Raw genomic sequence first — 14,063 nt, forward strand, 5'->3', positions numbered from 1 at the left:
CCAGACCAACCGAAACAGGTTGATCTGGCTTGTAATATTATTTATCTGTGACCAGGCGATATACACATGGAATAACAACCAGGTTGAGCAATGTAGCCGATAATAGTCCCCCTAGAATAACCACGGCCATAGGACTTTGGATCTCATTGCCCGGTTCACCACCTTTCAAAGCAAGCGGAATCAAGGCCAGCCCGGTTGTGAAAGCCGTCATAAGTATAGGATTCAATCTGTCCAATGCCCCGGTTTTGAGCAATTGAACTCCTTGTAAACCTTCTTTCCGCAAGTCCTCATACCGAGATACCAGCAAGATGCCGTTACGAGTAGCTATACCAAACAAGCTGATAAAGCCAATGGTCGCAGCTATGCTGATAATTCCTGATGTAAAATACACAATCAAAATACCACCAATCAATGCCAGTGGCAAATTGATCAATACAATAAAGGACAGCTTCACATCCTGAAACTCAAAATAGAGCAACAAAAAAATGATGAGAATAGCTACCACCGTAGTGATGAGCAACAATTGAGAAGCCTTGGCTTCACTTTCAAACTGACCTCCATACTCTACCCGATAGCCTTCAGGAAGATCTATATTTGCTTCAACAATCTGTTGAATTTCATTCACCACTCCACGCAAATCACGGCTTTGAACGTTGGCTGCTACAACGATCTTACGCTTCACATCCTCTCTTGAAATGGTATTAGGTGAACTTACGGAACTCACCTCTGCCAGCTGATCCAAAGTAATTTCCCCTCCATTTGGCAGGGCAATCAGGGCATGCTGTATAGCCTCTATACTATTTCTTGATTCCTCTTGAAAGCGCACTATCAAATCAAAATATTGCTGCCCTTCATAAATTTCTCCTGCCTTTTCCCCTGCAAAGGCAATGTCCACCTGTCCCATCAAATCACCTACAGTCATGCCATAGGCAACCAGCATTTGCCTTTTCGGAGTAATACGAATTTGTGGCACCTCTATCTGTTGATCCACAGCCACATCGGCAATACCATCAATGGATTTGATATTGGTTTCAACGCTTTTACCTAACTCAAACAATCGCTGCAAATCATCGCCAAATATCTTAATGGCAATATTGGCACGAGTACCTGAAAGCATGTGATCAATTCGGTGCGCTATAGGTTGCCCCAAGGTGATATTCACTCCAGGCACCACACTAAGTTTAGTTCGCACTTCTTCAAAAAATTGCTCTTTAGACTTTCCATCCAATGTAAAAGGCACATCTATTTCAGCAGCATTTACGCCTTGAGCATGTTCATCCAGTTCAGCACGTCCGGTTCTGCGAGTGACTATATCCACCTCAGGCATGTCTAACAACAGTTGCTCTATCAACTGACCGTTTTTGTTGCTTTCTTCCAAGGACATACCAGGAACACCCACAGCACTAATTACCAAAGAACCTTCATTGAACTCAGGCAGGAAACTACGACCTAATTGCGTTAGCAAAACCAAACTGATCACGAAAGCCCCAACCGTCAATCCAATTACCATTTTTGGAAATTTCAGGACTCGCTCCAAAGTACTTGCATAGCGCGCTTGAAGCCAACGTTCTACCTTGGTTCCTTCCGCTTGCTTATTCAATACCTTTTCGCTTTTTAGCAAATAGGAACAGAGCACAGGAGTTACCGTCACCGCCACAATAAGGGAAGTCAATACCGAAGTAATAAACGCTATCCCAAGTGGTTGTAGCAATCGGCCTTCCATTCCACTCAGGAAAAACAAAGGAACAAACGACACGATAATGATGAGTGTCGCAATGATGATGGAGCTTCGAATTTCTACCGAAGCATCTTTTACCACAGTAAGCACGGGTAATTGTTCAACTTTTGGTTTCCGGATATTTTCCCGCAACCGCTTAAATACATTCTCCACATCAATGATGGCATCATCTACCAAAGCACCAATCGCAATGGCCATACCGCCCAAACTCATCGTGTTGATGGTATAGCCCAGCAGCTTCAACACAATAATGGAGACCAATAAGGACACGGGAATAGCCACCAAAGAAATAACCGTAGTTCGCCAATTCATCAGAAAAACAAACAACACGATCAATACAAAGAATGCACCTTCCAATAAGGTCTGATTCAGGTTATCAATGGATGCTTCAATGAAATTGGCCTGACGGAAAATGTGGCTTTTGATTTCCACACTTTTAGGTAAAGTATGATTCAAATCCGCAATCGCTTCATCCAATCGTTCAGTCAACTCTAGAGTATTCACATCCGGTTGCTTGGAAATGGTCAGGATCACTGCAGGAGCGGCATTCAACGAGCCGTCACCAATCTTATCAGCCGTACCAACCTGAACGTCTGCCACATCCTTGACTTTAATTGTCTGTCCATTTACATTTTTGACAACAGCCTCTTCAAGATGTTCTACCGAATAGGCTCTTCCACTTCCTTTAATGATGTACTGATTGCCATATTCATTCAAAAATCCACCCGGAGCATTCATGTTACTTTCCTGCACCTTTTCTAAAAGCTCACCAAGGCTCACATCATAGTATTTCAGCTTTTCAGGATTTGCTAAGACCTGATACTGTTTATAATCACCACCAATTACAATCACATTGGCAATTCCGCCGATCGATTTGATTCTAGGGCGGATGGTCCAGTCAGCAAGGGTTCGCAGTTCCATAGGAGACAAACTATCCGAACTAACACCCAATAACATCACTTCACCCATGATGGAAGAAATGGGTGCCATTGTGGGCGTACCCACACCGGAAGGCAGGTTTTCACGCACCATTGGGATGCGTTCACTCACAATTTGTCTTGCCCTGTAAATGTCCGTTCCCCAATCAAACTCAACCCAAACGATGGAAATTCCGGCAGCAGATGACGAACGGATTCTCCGCACATTCGGAGAACCATTCATGGCTGTTTCCAATTGGTAGGTCACCAGCTTCTCCACCTCTTCGGACTCCATGCCATGCGCTTCTGTCAGGATCGTAACCGTTGGAGCAGTCAGATCCGGAAATACATCCACGTTCATGTTTCGGGCAATGTACAAGCCTGCCACACTGAGCGCCACCGCTCCCAATAACACCATCAATCGGTTTTGTAGTGAAATCGATAATATCTTATTCAACATAACTTTAACCTTTTAATGTGCATGACCATGAGCAGGTGCTTGTCCTGACATAGAAGCCATCTTAACCTGATATGCTCCCTTAGTCACTACAACTTCACCCAATGACAAGCCATTGATAATTTCCACTTCACTGCCGTTTCGCTTGCCAAGCGTTACATTCCTACGTTCAAAACTTTCACCTGTTAATTGAACAATCACAGAATAATTACCGTAATCCTCCATCAAACAGGAAATCGGAACAACCAGACCTTCAATAGCAGTTCCAACAGCCAATTGGGCTTCTGTAAAACTGCCTTCAGGCATTTCCACTCCTTCATTTACTTCAGCAAATACAGAGATCAAAGGCTGACTAGCTTCTACTTCTTTTCCAACCGACAAGATTTTACCGCCATTTGCTTTCAGATTAGACCATTTCCCAGTACCTGGCTGATACCAAATATTTTGAATGTTTTGAAGTTCCATACTGTAAGAAGGACTTACCTGTACTTCGAGCAAACTACTTTTATGACTTGTTACTGTCACTAAAGCATCTCCCTGATTAGCAAACCCGCCATTCACTGCCTGAATAGATTTGATAAAACCACTCATAGGAGCTATAATTTGCTTTCCGCCACTACTGTAACCACTGCTCAACGTTTCGTAGTTGGTCTTAGCCACCAGGTACTTTTGCTCAACCTGCTCAAATTCAGCCTTAGGCACAATCTTCGACTCGTACAGTTCCTTTTTTCGCTCGTATTCTGATTTGGCTTGTTTATACTCCGCCTTGGCTTTTTGTATCTCTGCACTCAGGTTATTGGAAGTCAGTCCAGCACTACTTATTGTCATGAGTACCTGCCCCTTCTTAACACTACTGCCTTCTGTCAAAACACCCGAACTAAAGTTCACTCGGCCACTTGCAGGAGCAACTAAGGTTTGATAATCAGCAGGAGCAACTTTCCAAATACCCGAAGTAGGAATGGTTTGATATACTTCCTTCTTCACTACATGAGCAGTTTGAAATTCCATCTTCCAGGCTTGCTCTTTCAGGAAAGTAATGGCATTGCCATTTTCTTCCTCACTGCTTAAAGCTTTTTCGGCCTCTTCTACAGAAGCAAAAACAGGAATATCATTCAATACAATTCGATCCGAATAGGCAGGAGTTTTTAAATCAAAAACGAGTTGGTACGTACCCGCTTCCTTGGGTTGTAAAGATGGACCAAAGATGCCCGGAGAAGAAGGTGCATCCACCGAATGGCGAATACCTTTATCTCCTTTGATCAAACTCACTGTTACACTTCCTTCCCTTACGGGTTGATGACCATTCAGCATGGTAAAGTGTGCCGCAAATCGACTTGCTTCACCCACTACCAAAGCAGGAAACTCTACAAACAATTCCGTTTGGTCTGTCCAAACTGTAAAATCCACCGTTGGCTTACCGTCACTCGCATGCGAATGACCACCCTCCTCGTCATGTGGATGTCCATGATCTTCAGTTGATTGGCACGAAAACACCATCAACAAAAGCAATACTATTATATATCGCATATCAACTTTTAGGTTATAAATTAATGATCGTGATGGGTACTACCATCCTCGTGAGTATGGGTCTCTTCTTCCACCTGAGTTGAATCGCTACCTGCGGTAAACTCTTCCTGTTCATGATGTTCTTGTTCATGTGCATGATCTCCATCTTCATGACTATGGCCGTGCTCTTTGCTAGCCTCTTCATGCTCATGTGCTCCAGCTTCCGTGTCATGTGAATGACCGTGATCTTCGTTTGATTGATTGCCACTACAGGCGATTGCGAATACAAAAGTTAATGCGATAAGAATATTTAAAATTTTCATTTTTAATACGTTTTAAAGGTTTTACAATTGATGTTTTAAAAGTTGATTTTGCGATATATAAAGTTGGTATTGCATGTCCAGCATGGCATCATAAGCCTGTCGGTAGAATTGTAGCTCCATATAGTATTGAAGGAATGACAGTTCACCCAACTGATACGCTTGAAGCAGCAACTCATCACTATTCAGCCCCGAAAGGGTAGCTTCATATTCCTGAAACCTGGAATGCATGATTTCATAATCATTGTATTGCTTCTCAAATGATGCATAGGCTTGAAGTATCTTGGCAGAAGTAAAAGTCTGCTGAAAATCCAGATGGGATTGAGCCGCTTTCACTTTGTTGCGGTTACTCCATAAAGGAATTGTTACCCCTGCATAGATACCTGAGAAACGCTCACCGGCAACCCCTTGACTATTGTAACCAGCCGTAAGGTTTGGCAATGCTTTATTTTTAGCCAGGCTCAATGATTGCTGCGCAATTTCCTCCTGTTGCTTCAACTGTTTCAAAACAGGGTCTTGTGCCTGTTTCTCCTGCCATACAGAATCTTTAGAATCCAAAACCAGTGAAATACCATAATCCTCAGGTGAGAAATTGATTGCTGTCCCACCGTTCAGGTTGGTAAGTTGCAGCAGCACATTCCTGGCATCGCTTTCTATCTGTTTAATTTTGAATTGTTCCTGCATCCAGACAACTTTAGCTTTGTTCAGCTCCAGAATACCCACCTGCTCCTTTTCAAAAATCTCCTGCACCTGATCGAAAACCTGCTTGGCCTGTTCAACCCGCAGGGACTCAGTTGCCAAACGCTTATTCAGATAGATAAGATTCAGGCAATATTCTTTGGCCTGCGACAGTATATCCTGTCTTCTTTCTTGGTAGTCCGATTCTAATTGAGTGGATTGCTTTTCAATAAGACTGCCACGAGCACTGTAGACCGTTGGAAATTCAAAAGATTGAGAAATCTGAAACTCCGTATAATCACCTGAATTATGATCCCCAAAAGGAAGGTAATAAACTCCCAATTGTGGATCAGGTAAATTGTTACCGGATTTCAACTCAAGTCTTTTGCTCTCCATATACTCGTTCAGAGCCTTTAATTCCTGGTTGTTTTGTTCTACCTGTTTTAGAATGCTGTCAATAGTCGTTGATTGGCCGACTACTCCAAACGACATCAAGCATCCGCACAGGGCGAACACAATATTTTTATACATGTAAATTGATTTTTAGGATGAATCAAATGTTTATAGATATACCTAGACATATCTATGAAGGCAGCAGATGCCTACCCTCAAAAAGATTACCCTAATGCAGGAGGTCCCCGAAGTGGGTTAGAGTATAAATAAGGATCGTCTGATCCGAAATCAATGAAAAGTTCGCATCCATGCAAGCCAACATCAGTTTCTTTAATAGTTAACTCGTAGGAATCATTATTGCCAAGAGCTTTAATCTCAATCTGCTTCCCAGTCTTTACACGCTCAATCGTAGCAGGAGTGTACTGATGCGAATGCTTATTATGCGAATGGTTTTTGAAGATTAGGTCGAGAAAGCTTTCTTCGTCATGATCACTTTCACTACTGGCAGAATGATGATGATGTTCCGTTTGATGATGTGTGTGATCATTGACATCGTCAATATGTTGGTGATGGACATGAGGAAAGATGTCATGAGCATTAAAAATGCTTATGATGATCAAAAACAGAAACGCTATGATTTGCCTGTGCTGTTTCATCAGAAGGTAAAGATAGGTAATTTGATTTTGTTTTTAGTATTTGGCAAATTAAACATAGAAACGCAGGTAAATAGCTAAACAACACCAAGTCATAAAACTGCTTCAACAATGGCCATTCACTCGTCAAACATGGAAGCAATGCACCTGTTTGGGTGGTGAAAGAAAACATGGCGCAAAAAAGTATTAGTTGTAAAGCCCGTTTTTCCTTTCATTATAATGAAAGTTTGCGACCATTAGTTTCACCTGTAAATCCTTGCATAACTCTCTAAAATTTGGCTAGAATTTTGCTCCAAAAAGTTCGAGAATTCGCCCCTTCCCGCTACTACGATAAAAGGAAGCTAAAAATTTAACTTCTTTTAATAAACGTAGTTGCATATTACATACTCTACCTTACCAAATGTTTCCTTCAATAAGTTCAATGGCTTTTTGCAGTCCGTTTTCCTGCTTGATTTTTTTCGATAAGGCTATACTATTTTTGTACAGCGATTCTGTAGATAATAAAGCCCTGGAATTTTCAATTAGATCTTTCTCTGTCATACTTTTTAAGTTTTTTGGTTTCAAGGCTACTCCTTTTTGGTAGCCAATGGTGGCCCAAAAATGCTGGTCGCCCAGTGGATACAATACCGGACAGGCAAAAAATGGTTTTCCTGCCATTAAACAGGCAGATATAGTTCCAATTCCTCCATGATTAATTACAGCCTTTACATGGGTGAAAAGTTTATCGTATGGTGCTGACTTTATCACTTTGATATTTGGGTTTTTATCCAGGGTTTTTGTATTGTTAAAGCCCCATCCTTTAACTACAATTACCCTTACTTTGAGTTCATCAGAAAGCTTTTCTATGGCTTTGGGCAAATCCATTTTAGTTTCAAATGTCATACTGCCAAATGTAATTAAGAGAGGGGCCGAACCTTGGTTGATGAAGTCAACCAGATCTTCCTCTAGTTCTGTTGATGAAGGTGATGTCCAAAAGCCTGTAAAATGACTATGGTCAGGGTAGTCGTTTGGTTTTTTAAGGTAGTGATTACTGATCCCATATATGGAGGGTAGTGTTGGTTTCTTAAATTTTAGAGGCAGCCCTTCATCTCTTCTAAATTCCTTAACCGGTTTCATCATCAGGCTCACCCCCAGGTCCGACAATTTATAGGTTAATCTATTTAAAAACGAAGGAATGGGCAAAGCACTAAAAATGGGGTTGACAAATTCCGTTGTATATTCTATTGCCGGAACAACATTCGCTTTTATCATTTTTTCAGGAAACTGGTCAGCAAAATAGTCGCCCATTGTTTTGACATGAAAAATCACCCGGTCACTTTCTTTGGATAATTTGTAAAAGGCTTTCATAGCCTTGTAAATCATTGGGTAGACCCAGATACTTAATTTCTTTTTGGCCCTAAACGGATTTTTCATCATTTTCCTTCCCTCCTCAGAATTCAAAAACTCGTGAAAATCTGCTTCTACAGGAAGAAAGTCAATGTCATAAGATTTTACCAGTGCATCAAAGTTTTTCGTGGTAGAAAGTGTTACCTGGTGACCTCGTTTTTTCAATGCCTGCCCTAATACTGCAAATGGTTGTACGTCGCCTTGTGTCCCCAACGTAAAAATTGCTATTTTCATTTTAGTGTATCTAATTCTTAAAAACTTTGATCTGAGCGAAATCGGGCGCTTTGGATTGTTTAATATTTTTTCGAGAAACGCTTTGTCACATTATCATTTGCCAGCGCAACTGGCCTAGCAACAGCTTAGGTATTATTTTAAGGATTGATAAATAAGTAATACCTTATATAACAGGTATTGTAAAAAGCACGACGCCCAGAAGAAATATTAGTGTTAAAATATGGACCTTATAGTGGTTGATCCTGAAGAAAATGAATTGATTAATGGCTCTGATGAACCAAAATATGGCATTGCCCCCAAGAAAGGCTTTCCCAAAATTTGTGCTGGTTAATTCTTCAGGGAAAGCAAAACAAATAATTGCAACCATGCTAAAAAACCATATGATTTGAACATTTAGCGTTTGAAGTATTCCTTTGTTCGCAAAGCTTAGACTTCTCACTTCTTCTTTCCAATGAAAAATTTTCCAAAACCCGATATGGAATAATGCAAAACCAAAACTATAGACTCCACAAAGATGTAAGACTGTTACCATTCATTATTTTTTACATTTAAAACTCATTATAGCTGAAGCCCTGCAACGGCCAATTCAAAGGTATGACTCCTGGTGTTTCTTAAACTTAAACCAGTTTAAGAAACACCAACTCACTGTATAAGCCTCCTTTTGACTAATACTAACTCTCAACCTGCTTCAAGATTTGTATGATTATCATGTCAAGATCAACTCAAACAAATTAGGCGAGACCACTGGATGATATAATATTCAAAAACTGGATGAGTCAAGGTTACCAAAGTGCATATAGTTTTGCTCCGGAAGTAAAAGAAATGTGTGTTTACTAGGTTGATCGAAATTGCTCAAAGGAGCTAATAAATTGATAAAAATGTCATTAATACATATTCTAGCATTTACAGGTGGGGTTTTCCTGGCAATGCAGGCGGCTTTCAATACACAACTGGGAGCCATTTTAAAACAACCATTAATAGCTGTGGTAGCAGCATCTGCTACAAGTACAATTTTTGGTGGCTTAATGCTTCTATTTTACCATAAAGAAAATTTTCAGATGACTGATGCTCATCAGGTTCCCTGGTATTTATGGTTTATTGGCGGGGTATTTAGCATGGTCGGAATTACTCTTTATTTCTACACTATTCCCAAACTAGGCATTTCAAGAATGATTGCTTTAGGCTTGTGCGGCCAACTCCTATTTTCATTAATAGCCGGAAAATATGGCTGGCTGAATTTACCTGTAGAACCGCTTACCCCGAAAAGACTCCTGGGAGGAATAGCAATGATCATCGGAATTATCTTAATAAACTCAAAATGAGCAAAATGCAATTAAACACCGGCAACTTACATGCTTTATGGAAAGTGGTTGGGTCTGCCTTTAACGGTTATGCACAACATGGTAAAATATACCAAAGTTGTATCTCAGGTTCTGAATGGCCAAACAGGATATGGACAACATCCGGAAGTACTGAGGTCATTATGAAAATAAAAAGTCAAATGGTAGCAGAGCCGGCACTGACATTTTCCCGTTTTACATCGGTAAACGATCAGGGTGATGAGGTTCAAGGGTTTATCTATAAATCTACTCAATATGGCATGAGCCTGGATTTAAGGCATCCATTTAAAGTCTCCAGGGGACTAACGTTCCGGAAAGTTGAAACAACTGAAGATGTATTGATATGGTGCAATGCTTTTAAACAAGCCTTTGGCTATAAAATAGGTGCCGATATACTGGAGCTGACCAAACGGCAGATTCCATACTTTTTAGTCATTGATGAGGAAAAATTAGTTGGTGTTGTAATGCTTTACATTACAGGTAGCGTGGCGGGGATACATAGCTTAGGTATTATTCAGGAGATGCGAAAGAAAGGTTACGCCACCGATATAATGCACCAGATGCTCAATCAGGCCATGGTACATAAAGCCACCACAGCCACACTACAGGCATCTGAAATGGCAAAAAGAATGTATCAGGGTATGGGTTTTTCAACAGACTTTTTAATGCATAATTATACCATAGAGCCCTAAATTATGAACAGGAAAGATTTTATTAAACAATCTGCATTTGCTACGGCTGCGCTATATTCTTCCGGTTTGCAGGGCACCTCAAAAGAAAGAGGAAAAATACAGCTTATCATATCCCCATTAGTGACCCAAATAGCAAAAATACCGGCAAACACTTAATGTATTAATAAAATGGATAGGATCAGTTTTAAGGCACTGTTTGTGCTTTTCTCCACCAAAACCTTCTGAAAGGTGCAAGAAAGATATTTCTGGACTCATTTGACATCTATAAAAATTTAATCTAATGGAGTTATTAAAACAAATGGAATGGCGCTATGCCACAAAAAAGTTTGACATTCATGAAAAAGTATCTGATGATCATATCGCCCTGCTAAAAAGGGCTATTCAATTATCAGTATCATCTTATGGATTGCAACTATATAAGGTTATAATTATTAAGAATGAAGAGGTTAAACAAAAACTAAAATCAGCATCATGGAACCAGTCTCAGGTGTCAGATGCCTCACATTTATTCGTGTTTTGCAATTACACAGATGCTAAGCCGGAAAATATAGATGACTTTATGAGGTTAACAGCAGAAGTAAGGGACATACCGCTGAAAAAGCTGCAACGCTACGGAGACTTTATCAACGAAAAATTGAGTGAAAAATCGCCAACAGAACTATACTACTGGCTTAAAAGTCAAACCTATATTGCACTGGCAAACCTACTGTCTGCCTGTGCAGTGTTAAAAATAGATGCTTGCCCTATGGAAGGTTTTGATGCCGGACAATACAACACTATGCTTGGGTTAACAGAAAAAGGGTTAAATGCCTCAGTCATTGTTGCTGTTGGTTACAGAAGCAGTGAAGATGAAACACAACGTTTGCCCAAGGTAAGAAGGCCGTCGGAGTTATTGTTCCAAAGTTTGTAGAACAGGAGAAATCGTAGAAGAAATGCTTATTTGCTTCAATGCAAAGCAAGGTTAAAGAAAACAAAGGCATACCTATGGCTATAGAAACTATCTTGCAATGACTTAAAAATACTAAAAGATGATTGATAAAAACTTAATTCTAAAGCTCTATTCAATAACTCTGACCTTTATTATGGGGTATTTAATACTGTCGGGATATACATCAACAGATTCAACTGAAAAATTTAAAGAGATCACGGTGGAGCGAATAAATGTTGTGGAACCCGACGGGAATCTGACAATGGTTATCAGCAATTCGAAATGGCAGCACCCTGGAATGTTTGATGGTAAGGTGCTAAAGAAGAGGCAGAGACCACCCGGAGTTATATTCTTCAATGAAGAGCAGGATGAAGTTGGAGGGCTGGTTTATGGAGGCAATAAGCAAAGTGGTGCCGGCATGGCTCTTTCGCTGGATCAGTATAAAAATGATCAAGTGGTTCAAGTGCAATATCAGAGATCTTCTGATGGAAAACAGCAGTATGGGTTGAATATTTGGGACAGGTCGGAAAAATTTACACTGCCCCGCTTAACAGCTGCTATGGACTCGCTAAAGGAAAAAGGTATTTCAATGGATACACTAAAATCAATCAATAATGGTAATCCTATTTCTGCACAACGTCTATTCGCAGGAAAGAATTATGATGAGCAAGTCGGGCTTTTTATAAAAGGCGAATTTGGGAACCCGCGGATCAAGATTTACATCGATAAGGGAAATGAGCCAAAATTTCAGATATTAGACCAATGTGGTAAGGTAATTAAAGAATTGGTTGAAAAATAGGCACTTGACCAACCCACTTAAGCCAGTATTTAACGGACATTTATCGTCATTTTTTGTGAGAGAATGAAAGCCACTTTAAGCTTCATAGTCTATAAGTCCGTAAATCGAAACGTCTTACCGGTTATAGGTATTATGGTCATTTTCCTGGCAGGATGTTTAAATAACAACCCTATGAAACAATATAAGCCCAGTGAGATAAATAATACCTTAACGGTATATCCAAATGATGCATCTCAAGAAATGATAACCAGGCTTCTCAATAAAGTAAAGGAACTGGAGCAAACACAACAAGCTGAGGATGTGTCAGGCTTTATGGCACTTTTTGATGAAAATGCAGTTTGGGTAAACGGAGCAGGTACTCGTTTAATAGGCAAAGAGGCGATTAAAAAATTTACACAACAAGTTCTACCCGGAGCATTTGCAGACGGTTCTTCAGCAACTTATCATGTAGAGCATATAGTTGTACTGGCACCAGGTATAGTTTTGACTGCTGTATGTAAACCTACTTCAATAGTCAGGGAACTGCAACATCAAAAGGATCGCCTACATACCTTTGGAAGTATTCAAATGACCAATGGGTAATGGTCTCCGGCCAAAACACAGTGGTTAGAAACAGTGAGTAACCGTGCAGGGCACCTTATTTCTATATACACTATTTTCTGGCCGGCAAGAACATCGCTTCAATTAAGCTCATGATATTTCTTAACCACCTTCATAATCCTGTCGAAAATTTTGGTATTCTCATAAACTCCACGAATAATGTTTCTGACAGGCAGATGCTCACCGTCGGATTGAAAGGTCGGGGAATATATATCATGCTTGCCGTGATGCTGATATTCGTTATTGACCAACCCACCCAGGTATTTGTTGGCCAGAAAGGGTTGATCGGTATTGATATAACCTACCTGCATGTCATAAAAGGCTTACAAAGATTTTCATAACCACAAGCATAAAAAATTAGTGACCGCCATATTGCCTTCACTGATACATGCTGAAGTTCGGCAATTGTTTCCCTAAAATTTTGTACGTTTAGCCCGTATCCTGCGTTAGGGTAGTCCATCAAATGATGTGACTTTTCATTATACCTGCCGTCTTAAGTGTATAAATTAATTGGGAAGTAACAGGTCTTCATATTAGCACATGTTAAAACAGTCTCTTTTTTCGCTACTAACCGTACTTGCTACACTAAGTTTGCTAGGTCTGGCTGATGTTAACATTGCACAACCTCAACCCGGCAAAGCAGAAGCCTTGAATTTAATTGCTGATCTGGTTACCGGAGATATTGTTTTACCTCCTACTACATCATACAGTGCTGCCGGATACAAAATATGGACATATACATTTGACATACAGAGGGTTAATATTTTTAATATTCCAGACTCCATCAGTATTTTAAATTTCTGCCATTTCAGCAATGGCATAACCAACTACTCACTTCTTATCATTTTCCCGTTTCACTCCTTCTGGTAATTTCCTCCCTATATTCATCAGGGGCTTCTATAGGCCCAATTATAACTATAACACAACATTTCTAATATTTATGGATACTACAACCACAATAATAGGGGTATGCCTGCTCCTATTGTCTGTTGCACCTATTGCATGGGCAGGACATAAATCCAGGCAGAAGGAACTAGGGTTAAAAAGGAGTTTTGACCGTTTTGTTTCTAATAACAACCTTAAGTTAACCCAATGGGAAAGCATCAACGGAAAATTGATAGGTATAGATACTACAAACCATAAGCTGGTATTCGTTAGTGCGAAAATCCCGGAAGGAATCATTATAGATTTGAACAAAAGGAACGGATTTGAAATTTTAAGAAATAGAAAGGAATGTCAGCTGGATATTCGAACAAGTGTACCGGATAGTCCGGATGATTTGAGCATCCCTTTTTTCGACAGTGAAAAAGATGATATTCTGCGTTTCGATTATTTTAATCAAAAAGCTGAGCAATGGCTGGCTTTAATCAGACAAACAAAATAACTTGAGTAATCAGGACGGGTAGGTCTTGTTTATCCGTC

General features: G+C 40.1%; 15 protein-coding genes. 8 read left to right on the top strand and 7 right to left on the bottom strand.

The window, feature by feature from the left end:
- Positions 1–37: 37 nt before the first annotated feature.
- From LVD17_RS24490 to LVD17_RS24515, 6 genes are all read right to left on the bottom strand, one after another.
- A complete protein-coding gene (locus LVD17_RS24490) occupies positions 38–3,115 on the bottom strand; it encodes an efflux RND transporter permease subunit (protein WP_255702519.1) in 3,078 nt (1,025 codons plus the stop codon).
- A 12-nt stretch (positions 3,116–3,127) separates the two neighbouring features.
- Positions 3,128–4,639 (bottom strand): efflux RND transporter periplasmic adaptor subunit, encoded by a 1,512-nt coding sequence (locus tag LVD17_RS24495; protein ID WP_233762300.1) that lies wholly within the window; start codon positions 4,637–4,639, stop codon positions 3,128–3,130.
- Positions 4,640–4,659: 20 nt separating this feature from the next.
- Positions 4,660–4,941, bottom strand: coding sequence for a hypothetical protein (locus LVD17_RS24500; RefSeq protein ID WP_233762302.1), 282 nt, complete (start codon positions 4,939–4,941; stop codon positions 4,660–4,662).
- Positions 4,942–4,962: 21 nt separating this feature from the next.
- Complete coding sequence (locus LVD17_RS24505; protein ID WP_233762304.1) at positions 4,963–6,147, bottom strand: TolC family protein; 1,185 nt, start codon at positions 6,145–6,147, stop codon at positions 4,963–4,965.
- A gap of 86 nt (positions 6,148–6,233) precedes the next feature.
- Entirely contained in the window at positions 6,234–6,665 is a 432-nt protein-coding gene (locus LVD17_RS24510) for a hypothetical protein (RefSeq protein WP_233762306.1), read from the bottom strand.
- Positions 6,666–7,055: 390 nt separating this feature from the next.
- A complete protein-coding gene (locus LVD17_RS24515; RefSeq protein ID WP_233762308.1) occupies positions 7,056–8,282 on the bottom strand; it encodes a glycosyltransferase in 1,227 nt (408 codons plus the stop codon).
- An 878-nt stretch (positions 8,283–9,160) separates the two neighbouring features.
- On the opposite strand from LVD17_RS24515, the gene LVD17_RS24520 reads away from it, so the two are divergent.
- The 6 genes from LVD17_RS24520 (at position 9,161) to LVD17_RS24545 (ending at position 12,623) form a co-directional block, all read left to right on the top strand.
- Positions 9,161–9,604, top strand: coding sequence for a DMT family transporter (locus LVD17_RS24520; protein WP_233762310.1), 444 nt, complete (start codon positions 9,161–9,163; stop codon positions 9,602–9,604).
- Complete coding sequence (locus tag LVD17_RS24525) at positions 9,601–10,314, top strand: GNAT family N-acetyltransferase (RefSeq protein WP_233762312.1); 714 nt, start codon at positions 9,601–9,603, stop codon at positions 10,312–10,314. Before LVD17_RS24520 ends, LVD17_RS24525 begins: the two co-directional genes overlap by 4 nt.
- A gap of 3 nt (positions 10,315–10,317) precedes the next feature.
- Positions 10,318–10,470 (top strand): hypothetical protein, encoded by a 153-nt coding sequence (locus tag LVD17_RS24530; protein ID WP_233762314.1) that lies wholly within the window; start codon positions 10,318–10,320, stop codon positions 10,468–10,470.
- 124 nt (positions 10,471–10,594) lie between these two features.
- On the top strand, positions 10,595–11,224 hold the full coding sequence (locus tag LVD17_RS24535; protein WP_233762316.1) for an NAD(P)H-dependent oxidoreductase: 630 nt from the start codon (positions 10,595–10,597) through the stop codon (positions 11,222–11,224).
- 118 nt (positions 11,225–11,342) lie between these two features.
- Positions 11,343–12,041, top strand: a complete 699-nt coding sequence (locus tag LVD17_RS24540) for a hypothetical protein (protein WP_233762318.1) — start codon at positions 11,343–11,345, stop codon at positions 12,039–12,041.
- A 171-nt stretch (positions 12,042–12,212) separates the two neighbouring features.
- Positions 12,213–12,623: an SgcJ/EcaC family oxidoreductase gene (locus LVD17_RS24545; RefSeq protein WP_233762320.1), complete on the top strand. Its 411-nt coding sequence runs from the start codon at positions 12,213–12,215 to the stop codon at positions 12,621–12,623.
- Positions 12,624–12,721: 98 nt separating this feature from the next.
- Here LVD17_RS24545 and LVD17_RS24550 read toward each other — a convergent pair whose 3' ends face one another.
- The gene (locus tag LVD17_RS24550) at positions 12,722–12,952 is read right to left on the bottom strand and encodes a hypothetical protein (RefSeq protein ID WP_233762322.1); all 231 of its coding nucleotides are present in this window, start codon (positions 12,950–12,952) and stop codon (positions 12,722–12,724) included.
- 229 nt (positions 12,953–13,181) lie between these two features.
- On the opposite strand from LVD17_RS24550, the gene LVD17_RS24555 reads away from it, so the two are divergent.
- Both LVD17_RS24555 and LVD17_RS24560 read left to right on the top strand, forming a co-directional pair.
- Positions 13,182–13,511, top strand: a complete 330-nt coding sequence (locus LVD17_RS24555) for a hypothetical protein (RefSeq protein ID WP_233762324.1) — start codon at positions 13,182–13,184, stop codon at positions 13,509–13,511.
- Between the two features lie 70 nt (positions 13,512–13,581).
- Positions 13,582–14,025, top strand: coding sequence for a hypothetical protein (locus tag LVD17_RS24560; RefSeq protein WP_233762326.1), 444 nt, complete (start codon positions 13,582–13,584; stop codon positions 14,023–14,025).
- The last annotated feature ends 38 nt before the right edge of the window (positions 14,026–14,063 follow it).

This window comes from Fulvivirga ulvae, assembly GCF_021389975.1.
Taxonomy (GTDB): Bacteria; Bacteroidota; Bacteroidia; order Cytophagales; family Cyclobacteriaceae; genus Fulvivirga; species Fulvivirga ulvae.